This is a genomic window from Litorimonas taeanensis, assembly GCF_003634015.1.
Lineage (GTDB): Bacteria > Pseudomonadota > Alphaproteobacteria > Caulobacterales > Maricaulaceae > Litorimonas > Litorimonas taeanensis.
In genome coordinates this window covers 303,164-327,160 of sequence record NZ_RBII01000001.1, presented here as the reverse complement: position 1 = coordinate 327,160, position 23,997 = coordinate 303,164, and the positions used below count along the sequence as shown (strand labels likewise).

Sequence of the window (23,997 nt, the reverse complement as noted above, 5' to 3'; positions counted from 1 at the left end):
CCTCATTTTGGCCCTCTTATTTGAGCTCAAGACCGAAAATTTACATAAAACTCTGCGGATCTATGTCGATTTGAACCTTATATTTCGCTGGCGGACGGATTTTTTGGCGCCAAACGGCCATATAACGGGAGAGATTCACCGTTGATTCCGCTTGTATAAATAGACGTCGTCTATATTGGCCACGTAGGCGCCCAACGGGCGGCTCAGACGGCCCTAAAATCTCAACCCCATCAGTGCGCGGGGCAAGACTAACCATTTTTTTTGCGAGCGCTTCCGTTTTCGCACGATCTGGCCCCCAAATAATAATGGCCGCTAATTTGCCAAATGGTGGCAGACCAAGCATTTCGCGCATCGCAAGCTCCACACCGATAAATAACTCTCTATCCCCTGCCGCCAGAGCCAATAATGCCTCATGTTCAGGTTGATGCGTTTGGATAAGAGCATGACCCGCCTTTTTTGCGCGGCCCGCCCGGCCCGCAACTTGGACAAGGGTTTGATAGGTGCGCTCACCTGCGCGAGGATCACCGCCCGCCAAGGCCAGATCACCATCAACAACTCCCACGAAAGTAAGATTGAGAAAATTATGTCCCTTAACAACCATTTGCGTGCCGACTAAAATATCAATCTCTCCGCGCGCCATTCTGTCCATACGGTCTTTAATAGCCGCGGGGTTCCCTGCCGTATCGGAACTAAAAATTTCAATCTTTGCCTCTGGAAAGTGCCGAGCAGCCTCTTCGGCGACGCGCTCAACACCAGGACCTACAGCCGTAAGGCTATCGTCCGCTTTACATTTTGGACATTGCGTTGGCATACGCATAGAAAAGCCCGTTAAATGACACATGGCTCGACCACTTGCGCGGTGTTCTACAAGCCAGCTATCTGTATCAGGGCTTTTCAGCTTTTCCCCGCAAGATCGGCAAATAATCAACGGCGCATAACCCCGTCGGTTCAAATACAGCATTGACTGTTCGCCGCGTGAGAGACCCTCACGAATGGCATCAATCAGGGGCGCGGAAAGAAAGTCACCTTTCTCGGCGGGTGTTTCTTTCAGATCAACAAGCCCAATTTCGGGCAATACCGCCGCTCCTGGACGCTCTGGTAAAACGATATGAGCAAATCGGCCCGAACGCGCATTATGCAGACTTTCGAGTGACGGCGTAGCCGAAGCCAGCACCACCGCGTGACCAGATAGCTTGGCCCGTACAACAGACATATCTCTGGCATTATATATAACGCCCTCTTCTTGCTTATAAGACGTGTCATGCTCCTCATCGACAACGATAAGCTTTAAATCAGCGAAAGGTAGGTATAGCGCGGATCTAGCGCCGACGACTAATTTGGCGCGGCCTTGTGCCACTTCGCGCCACACGCGGCGTCTTGGTGCGTCCCCAATGGCGGAATGCCACGCAGCAGGCTCGGCTCCAAACCGTTTTGCAAACCGCTCTAGCCCTGCTTGGGTGAGCGCAATTTCGGGTACAAGCACCAAGACCTGTCCACCTTGACGAAGAGCTTCTGCCACGGCCTCAAAATAGACCTCAGTTTTACCCGACCCCGTAACGCCATCGAGCAGGCTAACGGAAAACCCGCCCATTTTAACTTGCGCGGCTAATTCCTTTGCGGCGTCTTCCTGCCCTTGTGTCAAAGCCATGCCGGGGTGTTCAGGATCAGGCACTGGAAAAGGTGCATCAACGGGCATGGCCAATTCCTGCATTGCCCCTATTTTAACGAGGCCTTTAACCACCCCTGCACTCACCCCTGCTCGCGACGCGATTTCGCTCGCGCGGGCGGGAAAAGGCCCACCCTCACGTAAGACAGCGCGCCGAGAGGAAGTCAGCTGCCTTAGCGTCTCTCCAGTGGGAAGATAGTGATTAACAATCGGACTAGGGTCGAGGGCCTTATACGATCGTATGACCATACGTAATACTTGCCCGGGGGAGGCCACATTATACTTTGCCGTCCAAAGGACAAATTTCACCATATCAGGAGATAAAGGCCGTGTCGCTTTTCGCTCTGCAATGGCTTTCAGCTCTCGGCCTACCTCTGCGGTACCTAAGCCAATGACAACGCCCAGCTTCATTTGCTTGCCAATGGGGGCGTAGACGAAATCCCCAACACTTAACTCCATGCCTATGGGAACGGCGTAATCGAACGCGCCGGGCACATTTACAGGAAAGAGAATCTGGGCATTTTGCATTTGAGCGTTTTGTATAAAGGTGATTCGTGATAACAGCCCACTGAACCTATCACCCTTAAAGCGGACATAAAGTCATGAAATTTTTTGTAGACAGCGCAGACCTGAATGCGATTGCGGCCCTCAATGATATCGGGCTTGTGGATGGTGTAACAACCAACCCATCAATTATCGCGAAATCAGGTAGGGACTTTAAAGACGTCATCGCAGAAATCTGCAAAATAACTGAAGGTCATGTGAGTGCAGAAGTCGTCGCAACCGACGCAGAAGGTATGATAGCCGAAGGTCGTCATTTACGTAAAATCGCGGATAATGTCTGCGTGAAGCTACCTTTGACTATGGAGGGCTTAAAGGCTTGCAATACTCTTTCGCGCGAAGGCACGCCAACAAATGTCACGCTTTGCTTCTCACCGAACCAAGCTTTATTAGCAGCAAAATGCGGCGCAACCTATATCTCCCCTTTCATTGGCCGCTTGGATGACATCACCTTGGATGGTTTAGAGTTGATAGAAGATATTCGCACTATTTATGATAATTATGGCTTTGAGACTGAAATTCTCGCCGCCTCTATTCGGAATGTAAACCATGTTAAAGACTGCGCACTTATAGGTGCGGATGTCATTACAGCGCCACCCGCAGTTATTGAAAACCTGTCTAAACATGTCCTCACAGATAAAGGCCTCGAGGCCTTCATGAAGGATTGGGCTGCGACTGGGCAATCAATCTTATAGCCTTCCTTCCAGCCTAAAGCATAAAACAACCTTCAAAAACCCAGATTTAACTGGGTTTTTTTATGTCACGTCACTTTAATCATAAAATAAGAATATTTTTGCGAAGGATTCTCTCATTTGGGCCGTTTAGGATAGAGAATTGCATACTCAGAATGACTGAGTGAGAATACGTGAAGGCCCTTATAGTGAAATCCACACTAACACCTGTCGACATTTCGATAGTCGTACCGACATTTAACAGGCCTGAAGGGCTTAAAAATGCCTTAGAAAGCCTCTCTATACAGAGTGTTGAGGGCCGAACACTTGAAATTATCGTTGCTGATAACGCGCCTGATGGAAATGCACGCGCCTATGTTGAAACTTTTGCTGAACAATGCCCAATTGATCTACATTACATTCACGTCCCTGACCCTGGTGTCGCCAATGCCAGAAACGAAGCCTTGGAAAAGGCCCAGGGCGACTATTTGGCGTTTTTAGATGACGATCAAATCGCGACTCCAAACTGGCTTGCAACACTTTTTGAAAAAGCCCAGCACTTTAATGCTACTCTGGTCTTTTGCCCGACCTACGCACAAAGTCAGCTTGATATACGTTATAAGGCTGAGTTTTTAGAATTTTTCACACGCGATATTCACAAACAAGGGTCAACACTGGTTGACGAATTTTTTGGCTGTGGAAACTCTCTCTTGGACAGACGCAAAATTGCACTTCCATCGCCTCCTTTCTGCCCATCAACGAATGAAACGGGTGGGGAAGATGATCTTTTGTTTTCATATTTACAAAATCAAGGTGGCCGCATTGTTTGGACGAATGATACCAACGCTCTTGAGGATGTTGACGACAGAAGGATGACCAAACGATATATAAAGCAGCGTAGTTTTGCTTATGGTCAAGGGCCTAGCCGCCTTTGCGCAGCGCCTGAGAACTTCAACTTATTAGGGCTTTTCAAATGGTCAATCATTGGCGCACTGCAATTTGCTGTTTATTGGCCATTGTCCGTCCTTACTCACCTTTTCCGTTCACATCGCTCTATTTGGTTTATGCGAAAAGCCGCTGAAGGTGCGGGAAAAGTCCTTTGGTTTGAGAGCTTCCGCCCCAAATTATATGGCAAAGCTTGGCTGAAATTTTCTGGCATAACAAAATCTACGCCCATTCAATAAGCGCCGAAACATAGCGCGCTTTATGAAAGCTAAGCGCATGGGGCTTGGCCAGTTCATCCTGTGTAACGACCTCATTTATTGAGTGTCTTGTTAGGCCTTGAGGGATTCTATCCCCAATTGCCACGGGCGCTCTCACATGGCAGTAATTCTTTAATCCAAAGAAGGACTCACTATGACCGTTTCTCGTCGCCGCTTACTCCAAACCTCATCCGCTGCAATGGCTGTATCAGCCTTGCCAGCTTTATCGGCTTGCACATCTGATGCGCCAAGCACGGCCTCTCCGGCAGATGCAAGCGCGATATTGGACAAAGCCAAACATATGATGCTCACAGCCTATCCTGAGACAGCGTCAAGTTATGGCATAGATGTCGGCGAATATGCGAACTTGAAAGCCAAGTTGACGGATCGTTCCCCAGAAGGTCAAGCGGCCATTGAATCCGATGTTCGGGCCATCACCAAAGACTTACAGGCCATAGAGACGTCGACTTTATCCGATGACGAAGCCTTGAATGTTCAAGTCGTGACAACAGTCTTTGAACGCACTGTCGAAGGGTTTGATTTACCTTATGGGGATGTCGCTCTCTTAAACTCCAATTGGTCTTATCGAAACAGCCCTTATGCTGTCGCTCAAAATACTGGGGCCTTTGTTGAAATACCTAGCTTTTTAGACTCATCTCATTCCATTGGCTCCGCTCAAGACGCCGAGGATTATCTTTCTCGTATAGAGGCTTATGCTGAACAGCTAGACGGAGAAACTGAACGCACGCGTATATCCGGAGAACAAGGCGTCATTCTCCCGGACTTTTTAATGGCTAAAACTCTGGGTCAATTTACCGATACTTTGGCCAGACCAACGGAAAATTGGGGGCTAGTCACGTCAGTTGGTACACGCGGCGCAGCTTATGGCGAAAACTATAGTAAACGGGCAGCCGAAATCGTGAACGCGAAAGTCCGCCCCGCAATGGAACGACAAGTCGCAGCACTTGAAGCGCTTGCGCCCCGCGCCACATCTGATGCAGGAATTTGGGCCAAACCAGAAGGTAGTGCCTATTATGACTGGACCATAGCGGCCAGCACCACAACGAAAATGACGCCAGATGAAGTCCATCAAATGGGGCTTGACGAACTTGCCGATTTGCAAGGTCAGATGGAACCTATCCTGCAATCACTTGGCTATACACAGGGCACAGTTGGCGAACGCATGACGGCGCTGGGAAAAGACCCGCGCTATGCCTTTGCCAAGGGTGATAAAGGGCGGGCTGAAATCATGAGTTTTATTGATGATGCTCTAACCGACATTCGTGCCCGTATGCCACAAGCCTTTGAAACATTGGTACCTGGCTTCCTTGAGGTCACACGTATTTCACCAGAAATCGAAGCGGGTGCGCCCGGAGCGTATGGCGGCGCGGGGTCCATAGATGGCACGCAACCGGGGCATTTTTGGATAAATCTACGCGCCACAGATCTACACAATAAACTCGGCCTAGCAGATTTAACATATCACGAAGCGATTCCAGGACATGTCTGGCAAGGAGAATACGCATTCAAACAACCTGTTATTCGGTCCCTCCTTGCCTTTAACGCTTATTCCGAAGGCTGGGCGCTTTATGCACAGCAAATCGCAGACGAACTCGGAGTCTATGATGACTTCCCAGAGGGCCGCTTAGGTTACTTACAATCCCTTGCCTTCCGCGCCTGCCGCCTTGTGGTCGATAGCGGTTTACATGCAAAACGCTGGACGCGCGAAGAAGCGATTGATTGGTTTGTGCGCAGTAATGGCTCTCACCCCGAAGAAGTGCGCGGTGAAGTCGACCGGTATTGCGCTTGGCCCGGGCAAGCTTTGGGCTACAAAGTGGGTCACACAAAAATAAATCAGCTGCGCCAAAAGGCCAAAGCCGCATTGGGCGATAAATTTAACTACAAGCGCTTTAACGACTCTGTGGTGTTGGGCGGAAGCGTTCCGATGACCGTCTTAGAAGGCGTGATTGACACCTATATTGCGCGGGAAAAAAGCCGCGCCTAAAGGCAAATTAAGCTCTGTTTATACGCTTTGGGCGCGGCCTTAAAACAAGGCGGTGCCAAAGCAATGCAACGCCGCTAAGGGCAAAGAGAAATCCGCAGAAAGCGGCCAAGCGTAGCCACCAAGCATTAAAGTTATCCTCGCCTGTTACGTCCATTATGTGGAGCTTCCACATGAAATCAAAAACCCGCCAAAGCCGAGTTCGCGTTGCGCGAATCTCCGCGGTTTGCGGGTCAAGATAAAGGCGTGTTTTGGCCTTATCATCAAATTTTACCTGCCAGACAGGCAAGCCGCCGCGGTAGTCTTTGGGCAAGCTATCTAGTCGAGACAGAGCGGCAATCTTGCCCTCTCCTTTATAGCTCGCTTCGGCAATACGGCGGATATCCCCCTCCCCCAAAGCCGCCCACGCCGACCCCGTTCTGGCATCAATTAGCTGACTGCCCGAATCCCCTAAAAGTACATAAGCAGGGCGTCCTGCCACACTAATCAGCTTAGCCCCTGTCAATTGCCCATCATATGTTGTCATGGCAATTTCAATAGGCAGAAGGCTTTGATCAGAGAGCGTATAAGACGGCGAATCCGTCAAGTGTCGCCCTCGTACTTCATCAATGGGGAAGAGCGTAAAAAACAACCCTGAACTAAACCAGAACAGGATTTGAACAGAAAGTATAAGCCCGGCCCATTTATGGGCTCGGGTTAAATATTTAAAGAAATTACGGCTCATGTCACGCGCCAATAAATTACATAAACCAATAGGCTAGAGAACCTATTTCGTCTCTTTTATGGCCGCTTGCGCGGCAGCCAGTCGAGCGATTGGCACGCGATAAGGCGAGCAAGACACATAGTTCAGACCAACACGGTGGCAGAACTCAACTGAAGCTGGGTCACCGCCATGTTCACCGCAAATTCCAAGCTTGAGGCTTTCTTTTGTTTTACGGCCACGCTCTGTCGCGATTTGAATAAGATCACCCACACCGTCTTGATCCAACGTCATAAAGGGGTCTTTTTCCATAATCCCTTGGCTGACGTAATCTGGCAAGAAACGCCCCGCATCATCACGTGAAAGGCCAAATGTAGTTTGGGTCAAATCATTCGTCCCGAAAGAGAAGAACTCAGCATGTTCTGCAATATCACCCGCCCGTAGTGCCGCACGCGGCAATTCAATCATTGTACCCACAATGTAATCAAGCGCGCCGACATCTTTGGCAATGGCGTCAATTTTACCTTTCAGTATCTCAAGCTCTTTCGCTGAACTGACGAGAGGCACCATGATTTCAGCAACTGGCGTTACGCCTGTTTCTTCGGCCACAGCTTTTTGCGCTTCGAATATAGCGCGCGCCTGCATCTCATAAATTTCAGGATAAGAAATACCTAATCGGCAACCCCGATGACCAAGCATTGGATTCGATTCTGCCAAATCCGTTGCACGGGCCATTAATTCTTTCGCAGGCACACCGATTGACTGCGCCACTGTCTCAATGTCCGCTTCGGTATGTGGAAGGAATTCATGCAAGGGAGGGTCAAGCAAACGAATTGTGCAAGGTAAGTCCCCCATAATGCGGAATATTGCAGCGAAATCTTCGCGTTGAACTGGTAAGATTTTAGACAACGCTGCCTCGCGGCCTTCTTTATCTTCGGCCAGAATCATTTCGCGGAAATAACCCAAGCGATCGGCTTCAAAGAACATATGTTCTGTGCGGCAAAGGCCAATACCTTCTGCGCCGAAATCCTTGGCCGTCTGTACGTCCAGAGGTGTTTCCGCATTCGTCCGTATGCCCAATCGGCGCGCAGCGTCCGCCCATTTCATAACCTTAGCAAAGTCTCCAGAAAGCTCTGGCTGCTGCATCTCTACAGCGCCGAAAAAGACCTGCCCTGTCGCCCCGTCTACGGTGACGATTTCGCCTTTTTTAATTGTACGGCCTGCGACAGAAAATTGCTGCGCGTCATAGTCGATACGAATATCTCCTGCACCAGAAACGCAAGGTGTTCCCATTCCGCGAGCCACCACAGCGGCGTGAGAGGTCATGCCCCCACGTGCCGTAACGATAGCTTCAGCAGCATGCATGCCGTGAATATCTTCTGGTGAGGTTTCAACCCGCACCAAGATGACTTTATGCCCAGCTTTTGAAAGCGTTTCAGCCTCGTCAGACGTAAAGACCACTTCGCCAATAGCCGCGCCCGGTGAAGCCGGTAGACCCATGGCGACCAAATCACGCGGAGCATCAGGATTAAGCGTCGGGTGAAGCAGTTGATCAAGGCTCATCGGGTCCACACGAAGAAGGGCTTCTTCTTGGGATATTTGTCCAGCCTCTGCCATATCAACAGCGATTTTAAGCGCAGCACGGGCTGTCCGTTTACCCGTTCGTGTTTGGAGCATCCATAACTTGCCCTCTTCCACGGTGAATTCAATGTCTTGCATATCGCGGTAATGCGCTTCGAGCGTCACGAAAGTTTCTGCCAGTTGTGTATATACTTCTGGAAGCGCTTCTTCCATGCTGGGCGCATCATCACCCATTTCTTCGCGAGCGACTTTCGTCAGGGTTTGCGGCGTACGAATACCAGCCACCACATCCTCGCCCTGAGCGTTAATGAGGAATTCCCCATAATAACGATTATCCCCAGTCGAAGGATCGCGCGTAAAGGCAACGCCCGTTGCCGAGGTATCGCCCATATTACCAAAGACCATCGCTTGAACATTAACAGCGGTGCCCCATGCGGCAGGAATGTCATTAAGCCGGCGATAAACAATCGCGCGTTCATTCATCCAAGAACCAAACACAGCATCCACAGCGCCTTGGAGCTGTTCCATAGGGTCTTGCGGGAAATCACGGCCCAAAGCACGCTTTGTAGCGGATTTAAAGTCTTTTATGACAACATCCCAATCATCAGCCGTCATTTCAGTGTCGAGCATATAGCCCTGATCGTCTTTGTGACGCTCAAGGATGTCTTCATAAGTATGGTGATGCACACCCATAACCACGTCAGAATACATGGTAATGAAACGGCGATAACTGTCCAAAGCAAACCGTCTATCGCCCGAAAGCTTCGCCAAGCCTTCGACTGTTTCGTCATTCAAACCAAGGTTAAGCACTGTGTCCATCATGCCAGGCATAGACGCCCGAGCGCCAGACCGAACAGAGACAAGTAATGGATTGGCAGGATCGCCAAATTTTTTGCCTGTCAGCTCTTCAATATGCGACAGACCTTTTTCAATCTGGTCGTTCATATCATCAGGATATTGTTCGCCATTATCGTAATAATAGGTACAGACATCTGTCGTGAGTGTGAAACCCGGTGGTACCGGTAAACCCAAAGAGGCCATTTCGGCGAGGTTAGCGCCTTTTCCCCCTAAAAGGTTTTTCATGGATGTGTTGCCTTCGGCTGAGCCCCCGCCGAAATTATAAACCCATTGTGTCATCGAATTACGCCTATTCTGCACTTTTTTCTCTTTTTAACAAAGAGAGTAGAAATAATTTACCCATTAATCGCTTCAAAATCCGCAATCTGCCGCGACGTATCACGAATTAAACGTAAAAGTCGAAGGTTGTTTTCTCTGACAGCGATGTCATCGGAAATAACTTGGACATTGGTGAAGAAATCATCAATTGGCGCTCGGAGTTCTGCGAGAGCGAACATGGCTTTGTCAAAATCTTCGGTTTCGAGCGCCGCTGTGATGGATTTCGAAGATGATTGTAAAGCGTCATAAAGCGCCGCCCCATAGGCGTCATCGGGACGATTCGGCGCGCCCTCTGGCAAATCGCCCTTCTTGGCTTCAGCCTTCAAAATATTCGCCGCCCGCTTATATCCCGCGAGCAGGTTTTCACCCTCGTCCGTAGACAAGAATTTTTGGAGCGCCGTGACTCGGTTGACGATAGCGACGAGGTCATCTTCGCGTTCCCCATTTTCCTTGGGCGCGAAGACTGCGTCGATAAGGTCATGACGAATACCTTTGTCTTTGAGGTAAACTTTGAGGCGGTCGGCGATGAATGAAAAGAGATCGGGAGATACGGAATCTATTAACAGTAAATCAATTGTTGAAGGATCGCCAGTAAATCCCTCGTCCCACCGAAGCGCCCCTTCATACTTTTTCACATCTGCCCGCAGAATCGCGTTTGAAATCTTTACTCGAACATCATTCTCTAAAATAATCCGCACTACCCCTAAGGCCGCACGTCGTAGTGCAAAGGGATCTTTACTCCCCGTCGGCTTCTCATCAATCGCCCAAAAGCCAACGAGCGTGTCGAGTTTGTCGGCAAGCGCAACAGCCACAGCGACAGGGTTTGTTGGCACATCGTCACTTGGCCCTTTGGGTTTATAGTGATCTTCGATAGCCATCGCGATGTCTTTATCGCCGCCTTCGCGTTCATACATCAAGCGACCAATTTGCCCTTCGAGCGAGGTAAACTCGACAACCATATTCGTGACCAAATCGCACTTGGCGAGCTTGGCCGCTTTTTCGGCTTTCTCAGCATCGGCTCCAACAATCGGCGCGAGTTCACGCGCGAGCGCCGCGACCCGTTCAGCCTTATCTTTGATAGAACCGAGCTTCTTATGAAACACAACCGTGTCGAGTTTTTCGTAATAGTCTTCGAGGTTTTTCTTAGCGTCTTCGGATTGGAAGAATTGCGCATCGGCCAGACGCGCTGACAAGACGCGTGAGTTACCGGCCGCTATGGCTTTCCCGCCATCAGGGGCCGCTTGATTTGCGACCACGATAAAGTGCGGCGCGAGTTCGCCCATCTTGGGATTACGGACAGCAAAATACTTTTGATGCGTCCGCATAGACAGACGAATAACTTCGCTAGGCAATTCCAAAAAGCTCGGATCCATATCGCCCAAAATCACCACAGGCCATTCTGCCAGACCCGCAACTTCGTTCAATAAACCCTCATCTTCAACCAGTTCCAAACCTTTATCATCACAAGCTTTGCGCGCCGCAGTCAAAATTATATCTTTGCGTTTTTCCGCAGAAAGAACAACATGACCTTCATTTTCGAGCAAGTTAACAAAAGAGTCTAAGCCACTGATTTTAAATGGCCCCTTGCCATGCTTTCTATGGCCTTCAGTCACATCGCCAGAATTAATTCCGCCAACCTCGAAAGGCACAACCTCTCCATTTAATAGGCACAACAAGCTTTGTAATGGCCGCACCCATCGGAAAGTTGAGGCCCCCGATTTCATACTCTTTGGCCAAGGGAAATTTTGCATCACATCAGGAATAAGCTCGGCCAATATATCTTTTGTATCGCGCCCTTCACTGTTCAAGATAGCGACATAAAACTCACCCTTTTTAGGGTCTATACGGATTTCCGCTTCGGATATATCCGAAAGCCCAGCCCCCCGCAGGAAGCCCGCCAAAGCTTTTTCAGGTGAGCCAACACGTGGCCCTTTACGTTCTTCAGAAACATCCGGCGAGCGCAGCGGCACGTCCGCGGCAAACACTAAACGGCGCGGCCCCGTCATGACCTGTACGGCCTCAACAGACAGCCCTGCTTTTTTCATTCCGTCTGTCAGCGCCTTGGATAAATCTTCACCGGCGCGAACCTGCATACGGGCTGGAATTTCTTCACAGAAGATTTCAAATAATAATTCAGCCATGATTATGCTCCTGCCTTTTCAGACCAAGCTTTGTCTTTCACTGTGGCTTCTACGGCGACATGTGCCTCGGCGCAGCCTTTGGCGAGGTCGCGCACGCGTTTAATATATTCTTGTCTCTGGGTCGGCGAGACGACGCCGCGCGCATCAAGTAAGTTGAACAGATGCGACGCCTTGAGCGCATGCTCATAAGCGGGGAGCGGAAGCGGTTTTGGCAAGTTCAAGAGGTATTTACATTCGGCCTCAGCGAATTTGAATTTCTCCAACACTTTCTCAGTATCAGAATATTCAAAATTATATGTCGATTGCTGTACTTCGTTCTGATGGAACACATCGCCATAAAGCACTTCAGGCGTTCCGTTTTTCTCATTCGCTTCGGTAAAGACAAGGTCGTAAACATTTTCGACGCCTTGCACATACATGGCAAGACGTTCTAGCCCATAGGTCAACTCACCAGACACAAGGTCCAGATCAAGGCCGCCAACCTGTTGGAAATAGGTATATTGACTAACCTCCATACCATCACACCAAACTTCCCACCCAAGACCCCAGGCGCCCACAGTTGGGTTTTCCCAATCATCCTCCACAAAACGGATATCATGCAGATCGCGGTCAATGCCAATAGCATCAAGAGAGCCAAGATATAGCTCTTGTAAATTGGCTGGGTTCGGCTTCATGATGACTTGGAATTGATAGTAATGCTGAAGGCGGTTTGGGTTGTCACCATAGCGGCCATCGGCGGGGCGACGTGAAGGCTGTACATAAGCCACATTCCAAGGCTTTGGCCCCAATGAACGCAGTACAGTCGCGGGGTGTAACGTCCCGGCTCCGACCTCTGTGTCAAATGGCTGTAATATCACACAGCCCTGCTCGGCCCAGTAATTTTGAAGGGTAAGGATCAGGCCCTGAAAAGAGAGCGGTTTTGTCGAGTTCGTCATGGGAAGGGTGTTTAGCGCAAAGCGCATTTGATTCAAGGTTTAAGGCTGCACGAGTTCCTTTTCTAATCCCGCTAGCATTAGCGCCCGTCTAGCTGCCGCTTCGTCATCCTTTATCACCATTAAGCGTTTGGGAATCATAATCCCGGGCTCTAGGACAGACATATTCTGATCCATAATATAACAATCTATGCTAGCCTCTTTTAAAATTGCTTCTGCAAAGCTGATAGTCGCAGGGTTCGGGGTCTTGATAATCGCAATCATAACGCTCTCTTTTCATCACTTAGCTGTTATCTGTGACATCAAAACGCTTGTTACAGAGGCTTGTGCAGACTACATATAAGGCTAATTCAGAGAAGGCCAATACCGCGTGAACGCAACTGCCACAATTCAAAAGACAGTCCCCGCGAAAAGTCCCGCAGAGATTTTGTGGAATTTAGCGCGCAAAGATATGGCCGCTGTCGATGCCATTATCCTTGAAAAAATGCAGAGCCCCGTCGGCCTTATTCCAAATCTTGCCCAACATTTAGTGGGCGCGGGCGGAAAACGTCTAAGGCCCCTCTTGACCGTATCGACAGCCGCACTTTGCGGATATGAGGGTGTAAACCACCACAAGCTTGCCGCCGCTGTGGAATTCATACACTCGGCCACATTACTGCATGACGATGTAGTCGATGAAAGCGCTCTGCGCCGAGGGAAGAAACCCGCCAACTTAATTTGGGGAAATTCTGCCTCGATTTTGGTCGGAGACTTTCTCTTTGCACGTGCTTTTAATTTGATGGTCGAAACGGGCTCTATGGAAGCCTTGGGGATATTATCTAATGCTTCCTCCGTCATTGCAGAAGGCGAAGTGCAACAGCTCGCCGCCCTTAGAGACCTACAAATGTCTGAAGACGCCTATATGGCCGTTATTCAGGCCAAAACCGCTGCCTTATTTGCGGCTTCAACCGAAGTCGCCCCTGTCATTGCCGAACGGCCCACCGAAGAACGAGACGCGTTGCGCGATTACGGATTGAAACTTGGCCTTGCCTTTCAATTGGTGGATGACGCCCTTGATTATGGCGGGCTTGAAAGCGCGCTTGGCAAGTCTGTCGGTGATGATTTCCGTGAGGGTAAAATGACACTCCCCGTCATCAGGGCCCTACAAACAGCTTCTGAAGAAGAAACAGCCTTTTGGCGACGCGTCATCGTGGATCACAATCAAGAACCCGTCGATCTGGAAATTGCCGTTTCATATTTACGCAAAGCCGGCGCATTGCAAAGCACTATGGATTTAGCGCGTCAAAAATCTCGCGAAGCCAGAGAAGCCTTAGCTATCTTTAAACCGAGCCCGTGGCGCGATACGCTTGCTGAACTGGCTGATTTTGTTGTTGATCGTATTAGTTAATCTGAACTCGCTTTATCTGCGCTATGCGTAGGTGCAGGTATTTCGCTTCCCGCATCAGCCTTTTCGATAAGACGGCCTACGATAAAATAGGCCGCCGCCATGACCACAACAAAAAAGCCGATATAAAAAGGCGACCGGATATAACCGGACTGCACACCAAAAACGGCAATATTGGCAAAGAGCAGCGTCAAAAATCCATAGACCCAAGTAATCTGCATATGCCCCACGCCCATTGAAAGAATACGGGCAAAGAGGTGCTCTTTATGCGGTGCTAAGAGGTTCTTTCGGCGTTTTGCCCGCCATAATAAAGTCAGTAAAACATCAGCCAATATCGGCAAAATCAAGAGTGGTACAAAATAGACGAGGTTCGCCCCGTCCTCGGCATGGATAACGGCTAAGCCGGCTAAGGCGAAAACATACCCTGCTAATAAAGCGCCTGTATCTCCGCAAAATATGGCGGCTTTACTCCGCATATTATAAGGTAAAAAGCCGAGTAAGCCGACGAACAGCGCCCCACAGAGAAAGGCCGCTACTACGGAACCAGAACTAAGGCCAATAAAGCCGAGCGCCAGACACGGTATTATCAATGTATTGGCCATCAAACCATTTGCTCCGTCAATAAAATTGACAGCATTTATGACAACAAACACCCATAAGACCGCACCCCAAAACCCAATAAATGGCGGCAGTGGTATGACACTGTCTCCTAGAGGCAAGGCCGATGGATAGCCTACACAGCTCACCCCAAGTGCTGAGAGTAAAATCATCAAGGCAAATTTAAACCGTGCTGAGAACTCAAATAAATCATCGCACAAACCCAGCGCAGCTACAGCAAAAACTAGACTGAGAATTTTAGCAAAGGTGAGCGGCATAGCGCCCAAAAGCTGGGGATGAATCAAAACTAAAGCTAGACTACACACGCCAAAAGCCGCCACCAGACCCACGCCGCCGCAACTGGGCGTGACATGCTTATGATTGCTTCGAGCGTTGGGTGTGTCACCAAGCCCCGCAAAAACCATAAACCCCGTCACCCCAAGGCTTGTGAAAAAACCAAGTCCAGCTAAGTTAATCACAGGCCAAAGATGTATCCAAAGTGCTTCCGTCATAAGTTTTAAGGGTTTGTATCGTCATCACCCAAAAGGCAAGACCGCACCCACCAATTTGTATGCAGCCCTTTCAGTACCTTAGCTCCATTTTCAGCGGACTCTTCATCAGGGTATAAACCAAAACAAGTCGCGCCGCTCCCGCTCATACGGGCAAGTTCACAGCCAGATGTTTGCGCCAAAGCGGATAAAACCTCTGAGATGACAGGCGCAAGTTTTATGGCAATCGGCTCAAGGTCATTTCGGCCTGCTCTCGCGCACTCCAATAGCGTCCCTGTCGTGAGGCTTGGTAAGGGCTGCGGCTGATGCGAAACAGAATCGAAAGCCTTGAAAATTTCAGAGGTAGATACAGCCACCCCCGGATTAACGAGAACGGCATGAACCTGACCTTTTCCTGCTATTGGTGTGACCCGCTCTCCAATACCCTGCATGAGCGCTGTTTCAGAAAGGCGGCAAACAGGCACATCCGCCCCCAACTGTATGGCTGAGGCCTCTCCCTTGGGATCGAAAAAACGCAATATGGCGGCGGCATTCGCGCTGCCTCCCCCTAACCCCGCTGAGACAGGTATGTTTTTTTCTAAGGTAATGATTTGAGAACCTGCCTTTGTGTTGCCTAGAGCGCGGCTGACAAGGTTATCCCGTTCGGCCTGTAACCCCGCAGCAAAAGGCCCCGTAATATGTATCGCTTCGGGCTCTCCTGCATTAAAATGTAATAAATCGCCAAAATCAGCAAAAACTACAAGGCTATCGACAGGATGGTAGCCTTGGTAATCCCCCTCAGAGAAAGCCTGCCCGACATGAAGGGTCAAGTTTATCTTGGCCCTCGCCAGAACTGATGCATCAAACTGTGATTGACGGGCCATTATCGCCAACAGATATGTATGTTATTGCGCGGATGAAACAGAAGGCAATCCTGTTTCTAATTTCTGCTGGATACGCGTTCTTTCCTCATCTGTCGGATCATATATCAAGGCCCGCTCCCACTGATACCCTGCTTCGCGATATCGGCCTAACTTCCAATAAACGTCGCCCAAATGATCAATAATCGTGGCCGAGGATGGCGACAGCTCAACCGCTTTTTCAAGCTGAACTTTGGCTTCTTTATATTCTCCGAGCTTAAAGTGAGCCCAACCTAAGCTATCAATGATGGCGCCACTATCTGGCTCCAAAGCCACGGCCTTACGGATCATATCAAAGGCTTCCGTCAAGTTTTCACCGCGGTCCACCCATGTATAACCCAAATAATTCAAAGCGTCTGAATTGTCGGGTTCAATTTCTAACACCCGTAGAAAGTCGTCCTCTGCTTTTTTCCATTGCTCTGTTCGTTCATACCCAATTCCGCGTAAATATAGCGGTTGTGTATTTTTGGCCAATTCCTCATCGCTCATGCTCTCGATGATTGCGGTGTAAATAGGCAAAGCCTCAGCAAACTTCTCGCGTATAAATCGCGCGCGGCCCAAAGCTTCACGCGTTACAAAGGTTTCGTGTTTCGCATTTACATCTTCCAAGACTTTCAACGCTTTATCGTCTTCATCTCTGTCAAAATAAATATTCGCTTCTGATAATCTGGCCGAAATAATATAAGGTGAGCTATCTGCAAAGCTTTGATAAATTGCCATTGCATTATCAGCTCTATCAGTTTCCTCCAAGAGACGCGCCAGCCATAATTGCGCTTTTTCATTTTTTGAATCTACCTGAAGAGCGAACCGCAGATAGACTTCGGCAGCATCAGCGGCGCGATTGCGTAAGAAAAACTCATAAGCAGGGTCCGTCAAAGACAAAGAAAGTTGCTGATTTGGTTTTAACGGTTTGTCTATGCTTCGCCCCGCCTTCAAGGCTTTTGCATAAGTCGTTATAGGGCCGCTTTCGATATTCGCATCATCAACATAGGCGTTGGCAATTTCAGCCGCTTTCTCAATCTGGCCAGACGCCGCGTAAAACCGGATAGACGAAAGAGTGGATTCCATTATCGCCTGTGTCGGTTCACGCAAAGCTTCGAATAACGGGGCTGCTGTCTCATAATCTTCGGATAACGCTGCCATTTTTGCAATTTGCAAAGCACCTAAATCGCCAAAATAGGCGCGAGCCTTTTGACCCTCAAAGATTTCTTTTGCTTTATCTTCATTGCCCAGGGCCACTTCGTTCCAGCCCTGAGTGAACGCCATCACTATGCCCATGGAGATATCAGCCGTGTCAGGCTTTAGGTATTTTCTCGCCTGTTTGTGTCGCCCCCGAGCGAACGCATCAATCGCTAATACCGTGAGCGCCATGCTTTCATTTTTCTCGGTTTTGTAAAGCTCCTTAGAAAGCTTTGTCGCCAAATCAAAGTCTCCGGCCGTAACCGCAGCTGTTATCGCTCGTCGACCTAGCCGAACATCTGATGGCGAGGCCTTATATGCTTTTGTGAAATATTCTGAACGGGCCTGCGCATCTTCTAAAAGGTTAGCATACGTCCCCGCAAGGTAGTCCCCTAAAAGCTCCGCATCGGCTGGTGTATCCAAGACACTTTCAGAGGGCCGCCCCTCTGCCATCGAATTAAAGCTTAAACCTGAATAACTCACTGCTGTAAGGGCAATAACGGCAACAGATTTTAACAAAATAGCAGAAAAACGATATGTCATAAAACTCACTTTGGCGGGCCTAATTGAACGGCTTAATGATTAAGCCGTTCTGATACTCATACTGCATGCTTTCAATGCCGAATTACATGTTCGGATAATTCGGTCCGCCCCCGCCCTCTGGCACAGTCCAAACAATGTTCTTGCTTGGGTCTTTTAAATCACATGTTTTACAATGGATGCAGTTCTGCGCGTTAATCTGGAATTTTGGGTTTGAGCCGTCATCTTCGCGAATGACTTCATAAACCCCAGCCGGGCAATAACGCTGCGCTGGCTCATCATAGAGAGGAAGATTTTCATTTATCGGTATAGAATCATCAATAAGTTTCAAATGGCTAGGCTGCTCTTCACCGTGATTTGTTGCTGTAAAGCTCACATTTGTGAGGCGGTCAAATGTCAACACACCATCAGGTTTAGGGTATTCAATGACCTTATGCTTGTCAGCTTTTTCAGTTGAGTCAGCATCATCCTTTTTATGCCCTAGTGTTCCAAAGAGATTGAACTTCAACAAGGTTGCCGCCCACATATCCATGCCGCCAAGCAACATTCCGCCTAGGAAAGGACCAAAGCGAGAATTCAAAGGCGCAACATTGCGCACAGGACGCAAGTCATCCCCAATGGCGCCGTCATGCAATTCATCATCATAGGCCACTAGTTCGTCGCCAGAACGACCCATTTGCAAGGCGTTAAAGGCCGCATCTGCGGCTGCAATACCAGAGAGCATCGCATTATGGTTACCCTTAATACGCGGGAGGTTCACAAGACCAGCCGTACAGCCCAATAATGCGCCGCCGGGGAAACAGACTTTAGGAATAGATTGAATACCCCCTTTGGTTACTACGCGGCCACCATAAGCCACCCGTTTTCCGCCCTTTAACAACTCTGCGATTTCCGGATGTGTCTTCCACTTTTGGAATTCCGCATAAGGATAAAGGTGTGGGTTTTTATAATTCAAATCTACGATCAAGCCGAGGAAGACTTGGTTGTTTTCAGCATGATAAAGGAAAGACCCTCCGCCTTGCTTCATGCCTAACGGCCAACCTGCGCTATGGATAACCGTCCCTTCGGAATGTTTCGCAGGATCAATATCCCAAATCTCTTTCATACCGAGACCAAATTTAGGCGGCTCAGAATCTTTGTTCAGATCAAACTTTTCAATAATACGTTTGGATAGCGACCCTCTGGCCCCCTCAGACAAGAAAACATATTTCCCGTGTAATTCCATACCGGGTTCATATCCCGGCCCCTTTGTTCCGTCTTTTTGGTAGCCAAACTCGCCGGCAACAACGCCTTTCAGAGAGCCGTCTTCACGATATACAAGGTCTGAACACGCCATACCCGGGAAGACTTCAACACCAAGACCTTCGGCTTTTTCAGCTAACCAGCGACAAACATTACCCATAGAAACAATGTAATTCCCATGATTATGCATCAAAGGCGGCATCATCAAAGTCGGAAGGCGCAGTGAACCAGCGGGGCCAAATACAAAGAGCTTATCTTCTTTAACTTTAGTTTTGACTGGGCAGTCTGACATCGTTGCAAAATCAGGAAATAGTTTCTTCAGTCCGATTGGGTCTAATACGGCACCAGACAAAATATGTGCCCCAACTTCGGACCCTTTTTCCAAGACGACGACAGAAATATCAGAATTTAACTGCTTCAAGCGAATCGCGGCTGAAAGACCAGCAGGTCCAGCCCCAACGATAACAACATCATATTCCATGCTTTCGCGTTCACTCATGGATTTACCTTCTCTTCTAGCGCTTGTGTCATATTAAGCATGGTCTATAACCCTGCTTGTGACACTTGTTTTGTGACACGCTTTACCTGTCACTACATATAATCGTGCTTATGCACATTTGCATCAATTCCCCAAGGGATTAAACACTATTGTAGCGCGGGACAAGTAGAGGTCACGTGAGATTTACATTATTTTACTGCGTATAACGCATTGGAGAGTTTCTGATTTCTACTGACAAAGATAATAAGCAAAACATTCAACTTGGATGGGAAGAATGGGTTGGTCTGCCAGATCTATCACTACCGGCGATTAAAGCCAAAGTCGACACGGGCGCACGAACGTCTGCGCTTCATGCTGTAGCGATTGAACCTTTCGGCACTGAGAGAAACCCGCAAGTACGGTTTATAATGCATCCAGACCCGTCTGACCCCAGCGTAGAGGTCGTGTGCTCGTCTAAGGTTATCGACCGACGCAATATCACCAGCTCAAATGGCTCTACTGAATTACGCTATGTTATTCGCTGTAATGTGCATATTGGCGGGAAAAAATGGCCTATCGATATCTCGCTGACGAATCGTGAAACTATGGGATATCGCATGTTATTGGGTCGTTCGGCCCTGACCGAAGAAGTTTCGGTGACGCCGAGTCAGAGCTTCCAACAACCCGAATTGAGCTATTCTGTTTATAAGAAACGCCAAGGGAAAAATGCTATCCCGCGCCGCCCTCTTCGCATTGGTATTCTCACACAAGAGCCCAATAACTACTCCAACAAGCGGATGATTGAGGCCGCCGAATCGCGAGGGCACGTTATTGACTGTATTGAGACATCACGTTGCTACATGGCCATTAACGCCCATAAGCCCGAAGTGCACTATGACGGCGCGCCTCTGCCGCGTTACGATGCAATTATCCCGCGCATAGGCTCCCGTATGACATTTTACGGCATGGCCGTTGTTCGGCAATTTGAAAGCATGGGCGTGTACTGCCTTAATAAGAGCAGCTCTATCGGGAATTCACGCGATAAATTGCTAGCCCACCAAGTCTTGGCGCAACATGGCCTCGGCATGCCCACAACAGCTTTTGCAAGGAGCTCTCGCGACACAAAAGGCATTATAGATCTGGTCGGCGGCTCGCCCGTCGTTGTTAAACTGCTAGAATCTACGCAAGGAAAAGGTGTGGTTTTGGCCGAAACGCGCAAAGCCGCCAATGCCTTGGTCGATGCCTTTCGCGGCCTGAATGCGCATTTTCTGGTGCAAGAATTTGTAAAAGAAGCCAATGGCTCTGATCTACGCTGTTTTGTCGTTGATGGAAAAGTCATGGGCGCAATGATGCGCACAGCTCAACCCGGAGAATTTCGCTCTAACGTCCATCAAGGCGGCACAGTGAAAAAAGTCCGACTAACAAGAGAAGAGCGCCGTGTCGCCGTCAAGGCCGCGAAAATTCTTAAGCTCAATGTGGCTGGCGTAGATATATTACGGTCTGACAGTGGCCCAAAAATATTAGAGGTCAACTCTTCACCGGGCTTAGAAGGTATTGAGAAAGCTACAGAGAGCGACATTGCGGGTACAATCATTGCCTGTATCGAAAATAATGTCCCCACAGTCTTTCGTTCTAAAGGGAAATAAGTCTTTATGAGGGGTACAAGGCAAGTTTATGGATAGGGCGCTCCGATCATTAATGGATTGGTATGAGCGGGTCGGCGTCGACGTCCCCGAACTCGCGCCTGCACCCCCTACTCGCCGCCGCCCGCCGCCTGTCAAAAAGCCTACTCGCCCTTCAGCTAAGCCTGCCGTTAAAGTACCTCCTGTTAAAGATATTGACTTTAACAGGCCTCTTGCGCGTGATGTGGCGGCAAGAGCCAAAACCTTAGATGAGCTTCGCTCAGCCTTACATAATTTTGACGCCGGAGTTCTCTCAGATGGCGCGCGGCAAGCTGTCTTTTCACGCGGCAACCCTGCGGCGGATTTAATGATTATTGGCGAGGCTCCAGGACGTGAAGAAGATGTGCAGGGCAAACCTTTAATTGGGCCATCGGGACAATTGCTTGATAAAATGATGGCGGCCATTGGTTTGAATGAAGAGAATTTTTATATCACCAATGTCGTGAATTGGCGCTTGCCCAATAACCGCAATCCAAAAACCGAAGAAATTGAACTCTGCCGCCCATTTTTAGAGCGGCATATCCAACTCGCTAACCCAAAGGTTTTGCTCCTTATTGGCGGAGTTTCCATGACAGCTATAACGGGTTTGACGGGCATAATGCAAAACCATGGTCAATGGCAGGATGTGGATATTGGCGGCAAAGTTCGCCCCGTTTTACCTATCTACCACCCTGCCTTTTTACTGCGACAACCCGCACTGAAGAAAGACGCTTGGCGAGACCTACTAAACTTGCGAGCCAAGCTAGAGGCGCTATAAAGCCCTAAATTTATTTGAGGGTTATAAATAATGCGTTTTTCTCATTTTGTCTTAATCGGATTATCTGCAAGTTTGGCCGCATGCGGGGCAGAAAGTAACACATCAAAACCCAGCGCAGGGCCCGATAATTTCCTAGCCAAAGTCCAAGCGGATTATCCTGTTACATTGTCTAATATTGCTGAGAATGTGTGGGTCCACACCTCTAATTACCGCATTCCAGGACAACAACCTATTCCCGTAAATGGCCTTGTCGTAGTAGACGGGGATGACGTCATTCTGGTGGATGCGGCTTGGGGCGAATTGGCAACAGTGTCTCTTCTTGAAAAAGTGAAACAAGAAATAGGTAAACCTGTCACAAAGCTTATTATCACGCATCACCATGCGGATCGCGTTATGGGCGTCGACGCGGCTGAACGGGAAGGAATCCAAGTCTTCACGCACCCAGACACACCGGCTTTAGCCGCAAGTAATGGCTGGCCTGTGCCAAACACCTCTGTTTCAGCGCTTAAGGAGAAACATTCCCGCACCAAAGTAGGCGCCGTAGAAATTGCTTATCCGGGTCATGGACATGCCAGCGATAACCTCGTGGTCTACATCCCTGCTGCACACGTCCTTTATGGCGGCTGCGCCGTCCGAGGTGCAGAGACTAACACTCTGGGCAATACGAATGATGCGGACTTGAAAGAATGGGCTGCAAGCCTGTCTTGGGTCAAAGCCACCTACCCAGAAGCTGTGTTGGTTGTACCGGGGCACGGCAAAGGCGCCGATTTAAGCTTGATCGACAAAACGCTTGGGATGATTGCGAACGCTGTGAATTCGCAGAAGGCTAATTCCCAAACCGCTGATTAGATCGTCTATACGCCTTCAACGCCGTGATATCATCAATGTCATCCAGCGTATGAAGGCGTTTCACCGCGCCATTTATATTCCGCGTGACATCACTTAATGTACGTTCCGAAGACCATTTAACATTGTCAAACACTTGCGGATGTAAGGGGCCATGGGCCCCGATAAGCCAAAACCCTCCATCGAGCGCAGGGCCAAATACGACGTCATTTGACCGCATGTTTTTGAATGCTTGTGCTATATCTCTTGACCGAATTTGGGGACTATCCGTACCGATGACAATGGTCGGGCCTCTGCGTGAAAAACAAGCCGCGAGCTTTGGGCTGAGAGAGCCGGATATCTGAGCCACTTGCGGAAAGCCCTCCCAATCGATAACGCGCCCTACGGCTTGCGGCGGCGTAACGGCCAGAACTGTTTCCCAACGCGGGTCTTGAACACGGCGCAAAACACGCGCCACCATCATTCTGTAAAGACGTTTCGCATGCACTTGGCCTGTATCAGCGGCCAGTCGCGTCTTGGCTCGTCCCAATACAGGGGCTTTGGCAAACACAAATAGAACAGGTTTATTCACGGTAATATGTCGCCATTAATTCTTCGACGGACTTTCCAGACTGAAACCCTCTCAGAAGGTTAAAATTCCGCCATCCCCGTTTCCACCACCCTTGGGCTTCATAGGCCGAAATATCGGTTCTAACAAAGGCGGGTAAAGGGCGTATATTTCGACGTCCATGAGTCAGTTTAAGGCGGTTCATTATGTCAACATCTTCAAAAAGAGGGAGGTTTGAAAAGCCCCCTACTCGCTCATAGGACTCACGGCTAATCAACAATCCTTGATCTCCATATGGGAGCTTCCAAGCCCAGCACCGCAATGAGACGAGAACAGATTGTAACCACGGCCAAAAGCCCTTGGCTTGTTTAGCATATCGAAAATAACCCACTTTCTCAGGAAAATTTTGCATATGGTCAGTAATCGCAGACCGCCAATTCCCGGAAAGCCTTGCATCACTGTGTAAAAACAACATCCATTCAGCATCAGTCAACAACGCAAATTTCGCCCCTCGTGCCAATTGGGGACCACGCCCAGCAGAACCTAGGCAGAGTTGTGCACCTGCGAGATACGCCGTTTCTAGCGTGGCATCCCGAGAACCGCTATCACTAATGATAAGGCGCTCTCCCGCATACTGCCCCAAATTCTGGGACAGTGCGGCTTCGGCGTTTCGTGTGGGAATGATAATACTCAGCATGAGCCGAG

General features: G+C 49.2%; 19 protein-coding genes. 7 read left to right on the top strand and 12 right to left on the bottom strand.

Translation table 11 applies throughout. The annotated features are described in order from the left end of the window. Nucleotides 1-40: 40 nt before the first annotated feature. On the bottom strand, nucleotides 41-2,194 hold the full coding sequence (locus tag DES40_RS01565; protein ID WP_121098818.1) for a primosomal protein N': 2,154 nt from the start codon (nucleotides 2,192-2,194) through the stop codon (nucleotides 41-43). Between the two features lie 74 nt (nucleotides 2,195-2,268). On the opposite strand from DES40_RS01565, the gene fsa reads away from it, so the two are divergent. From fsa to DES40_RS01550, 3 genes are all read left to right on the top strand, one after another. Further along, nucleotides 2,269-2,922 (top strand): fructose-6-phosphate aldolase, encoded by a 654-nt coding sequence (fsa, locus tag DES40_RS01560; RefSeq protein ID WP_121098817.1) that lies wholly within the window; start codon nucleotides 2,269-2,271, stop codon nucleotides 2,920-2,922. Nucleotides 2,923-3,107: 185 nt separating this feature from the next. Continuing rightward, nucleotides 3,108-4,082 (top strand): glycosyltransferase family 2 protein, encoded by a 975-nt coding sequence (locus DES40_RS01555; RefSeq protein WP_170144833.1) that lies wholly within the window; start codon nucleotides 3,108-3,110, stop codon nucleotides 4,080-4,082. Nucleotides 4,083-4,254: 172 nt separating this feature from the next. Then, nucleotides 4,255-6,105 carry a DUF885 domain-containing protein gene (locus tag DES40_RS01550; protein WP_121098815.1) on the top strand — a complete coding sequence of 617 codons (1,851 nt, stop codon included), beginning with the start codon at nucleotides 4,255-4,257 and terminating at the stop codon, nucleotides 6,103-6,105. A 7-nt stretch (nucleotides 6,106-6,112) separates the two neighbouring features. On the opposite strand, the gene DES40_RS01545 is transcribed toward DES40_RS01550, so the two are convergent. Genes DES40_RS01545 through DES40_RS01525 form a run of 5 tightly spaced genes read right to left on the bottom strand, consistent with a single transcriptional unit; the run spans nucleotide 6,113 to nucleotide 12,896 of the window. Then, nucleotides 6,113-6,826: a PepSY domain-containing protein gene (locus tag DES40_RS01545; RefSeq protein ID WP_121098814.1), complete on the bottom strand. Its 714-nt coding sequence runs from the start codon at nucleotides 6,824-6,826 to the stop codon at nucleotides 6,113-6,115. Between the two features lie 42 nt (nucleotides 6,827-6,868). Further along, complete coding sequence (ppdK, locus tag DES40_RS01540; RefSeq protein WP_121098813.1) at nucleotides 6,869-9,520, bottom strand: pyruvate, phosphate dikinase; 2,652 nt, start codon at nucleotides 9,518-9,520, stop codon at nucleotides 6,869-6,871. A gap of 56 nt (nucleotides 9,521-9,576) precedes the next feature. Further along, a complete protein-coding gene (gene glyS / locus DES40_RS01535; protein ID WP_121098812.1) occupies nucleotides 9,577-11,700 on the bottom strand; it encodes a glycine--tRNA ligase subunit beta in 2,124 nt (707 codons plus the stop codon). Between the two features lie 2 nt (nucleotides 11,701-11,702). Further along, nucleotides 11,703-12,635 carry a glycine--tRNA ligase subunit alpha gene (locus tag DES40_RS01530; RefSeq protein WP_121100330.1) on the bottom strand — a complete coding sequence of 311 codons (933 nt, stop codon included), beginning with the start codon at nucleotides 12,633-12,635 and terminating at the stop codon, nucleotides 11,703-11,705. A 39-nt stretch (nucleotides 12,636-12,674) separates the two neighbouring features. Next, entirely contained in the window at nucleotides 12,675-12,896 is a 222-nt protein-coding gene (locus tag DES40_RS01525; protein ID WP_121098811.1) for a putative signal transducing protein, read from the bottom strand. Nucleotides 12,897-13,002: 106 nt separating this feature from the next. Between DES40_RS01525 and DES40_RS01520 the strand changes: the two genes are divergently transcribed. Beyond that, a complete protein-coding gene (locus tag DES40_RS01520; protein ID WP_233345343.1) occupies nucleotides 13,003-14,019 on the top strand; it encodes a polyprenyl synthetase family protein in 1,017 nt (338 codons plus the stop codon). Here DES40_RS01520 and DES40_RS01515 read toward each other — a convergent pair. From DES40_RS01515 to DES40_RS01500, 4 genes are all read right to left on the bottom strand, one after another. Beyond that, nucleotides 14,016-15,125: a glycosyltransferase family 4 protein gene (locus tag DES40_RS01515; protein ID WP_121098810.1), complete on the bottom strand. Its 1,110-nt coding sequence runs from the start codon at nucleotides 15,123-15,125 to the stop codon at nucleotides 14,016-14,018. The genes DES40_RS01520 and DES40_RS01515 overlap by 4 nt on opposite strands. A gap of 5 nt (nucleotides 15,126-15,130) precedes the next feature. Next, the gene (locus DES40_RS01510) at nucleotides 15,131-15,985 is read right to left on the bottom strand and encodes a 4-(cytidine 5'-diphospho)-2-C-methyl-D-erythritol kinase (RefSeq protein ID WP_121098809.1); all 855 of its coding nucleotides are present in this window, start codon (nucleotides 15,983-15,985) and stop codon (nucleotides 15,131-15,133) included. A gap of 21 nt (nucleotides 15,986-16,006) precedes the next feature. Beyond that, nucleotides 16,007-17,743 (bottom strand): tetratricopeptide repeat protein, encoded by a 1,737-nt coding sequence (locus DES40_RS01505; RefSeq protein WP_121098808.1) that lies wholly within the window; start codon nucleotides 17,741-17,743, stop codon nucleotides 16,007-16,009. Nucleotides 17,744-17,825: 82 nt separating this feature from the next. Then, nucleotides 17,826-19,481 (bottom strand): electron transfer flavoprotein-ubiquinone oxidoreductase, encoded by a 1,656-nt coding sequence (locus DES40_RS01500; RefSeq protein ID WP_121098807.1) that lies wholly within the window; start codon nucleotides 19,479-19,481, stop codon nucleotides 17,826-17,828. 224 nt (nucleotides 19,482-19,705) lie between these two features. Between DES40_RS01500 and rimK the strand changes: the two genes are divergently transcribed. Genes rimK through bla form a run of 3 tightly spaced genes read left to right on the top strand, consistent with a single transcriptional unit; the run spans nucleotide 19,706 to nucleotide 22,748 of the window. Next, nucleotides 19,706-21,106, top strand: a complete 1,401-nt coding sequence (rimK, locus tag DES40_RS01495; protein WP_121098806.1) for a 30S ribosomal protein S6--L-glutamate ligase — start codon at nucleotides 19,706-19,708, stop codon at nucleotides 21,104-21,106. A gap of 28 nt (nucleotides 21,107-21,134) precedes the next feature. After that, nucleotides 21,135-21,899, top strand: a complete 765-nt coding sequence (locus tag DES40_RS01490) for a uracil-DNA glycosylase (protein ID WP_121098805.1) — start codon at nucleotides 21,135-21,137, stop codon at nucleotides 21,897-21,899. Nucleotides 21,900-21,929: 30 nt separating this feature from the next. Continuing rightward, on the top strand, nucleotides 21,930-22,748 hold the full coding sequence (bla, locus tag DES40_RS01485; RefSeq protein ID WP_121098804.1) for a subclass B1 metallo-beta-lactamase: 819 nt from the start codon (nucleotides 21,930-21,932) through the stop codon (nucleotides 22,746-22,748). On the opposite strand, the gene DES40_RS01480 is transcribed toward bla, so the two are convergent. Together DES40_RS01480 and DES40_RS01475 are read right to left on the bottom strand one after the other, a co-directional pair. Beyond that, complete coding sequence (locus DES40_RS01480; protein WP_121098803.1) at nucleotides 22,726-23,316, bottom strand: TIGR04282 family arsenosugar biosynthesis glycosyltransferase; 591 nt, start codon at nucleotides 23,314-23,316, stop codon at nucleotides 22,726-22,728. The genes bla and DES40_RS01480 overlap by 23 nt on opposite strands. Further along, on the bottom strand, nucleotides 23,309-23,989 hold the full coding sequence (locus DES40_RS01475; RefSeq protein WP_121098802.1) for a glycosyltransferase: 681 nt from the start codon (nucleotides 23,987-23,989) through the stop codon (nucleotides 23,309-23,311). The genes DES40_RS01480 and DES40_RS01475 overlap by 8 nt, the downstream gene beginning before the upstream one ends. Nucleotides 23,990-23,997: the final 8 nt, after the last annotated feature.

Coding starts and splice junctions, on each gene's coding strand:
- DES40_RS01565 (WP_121098818.1), bottom strand. CDS start 2,194: ATGCAAAATGCCCAGATTCTCTTTCCTGTAAATGTGCCCGGCGCGTTC.
- fsa (WP_121098817.1), top strand. CDS start 2,269: ATGAAATTTTTTGTAGACAGCGCAGACCTGAATGCGATTGCGGCCCTC.
- DES40_RS01550 (WP_121098815.1), top strand. CDS start 4,255: ATGACCGTTTCTCGTCGCCGCTTACTCCAAACCTCATCCGCTGCAATG.
- DES40_RS01545 (WP_121098814.1), bottom strand. CDS start 6,826: ATGAGCCGTAATTTCTTTAAATATTTAACCCGAGCCCATAAATGGGCC.
- ppdK (WP_121098813.1), bottom strand. CDS start 9,520: ATGACACAATGGGTTTATAATTTCGGCGGGGGCTCAGCCGAAGGCAAC.
- glyS (WP_121098812.1), bottom strand. CDS start 11,700: ATGGCTGAATTATTATTTGAAATCTTCTGTGAAGAAATTCCAGCCCGT.
- DES40_RS01530 (WP_121100330.1), bottom strand. CDS start 12,635: ATGACGAACTCGACAAAACCGCTCTCTTTTCAGGGCCTGATCCTTACC.
- DES40_RS01525 (WP_121098811.1), bottom strand. CDS start 12,896: ATGATTGCGATTATCAAGACCCCGAACCCTGCGACTATCAGCTTTGCA.
- DES40_RS01515 (WP_121098810.1), bottom strand. CDS start 15,125: ATGACGGAAGCACTTTGGATACATCTTTGGCCTGTGATTAACTTAGCT.
- DES40_RS01510 (WP_121098809.1), bottom strand. CDS start 15,985: ATGGCCCGTCAATCACAGTTTGATGCATCAGTTCTGGCGAGGGCCAAG.
- DES40_RS01505 (WP_121098808.1), bottom strand. CDS start 17,743: ATGACATATCGTTTTTCTGCTATTTTGTTAAAATCTGTTGCCGTTATT.
- DES40_RS01500 (WP_121098807.1), bottom strand. CDS start 19,481: ATGAGTGAACGCGAAAGCATGGAATATGATGTTGTTATCGTTGGGGCT.
- DES40_RS01490 (WP_121098805.1), top strand. CDS start 21,135: ATGGATAGGGCGCTCCGATCATTAATGGATTGGTATGAGCGGGTCGGC.
- bla (WP_121098804.1), top strand. CDS start 21,930: ATGCGTTTTTCTCATTTTGTCTTAATCGGATTATCTGCAAGTTTGGCC.
- DES40_RS01475 (WP_121098802.1), bottom strand. CDS start 23,989: ATGCTGAGTATTATCATTCCCACACGAAACGCCGAAGCCGCACTGTCC.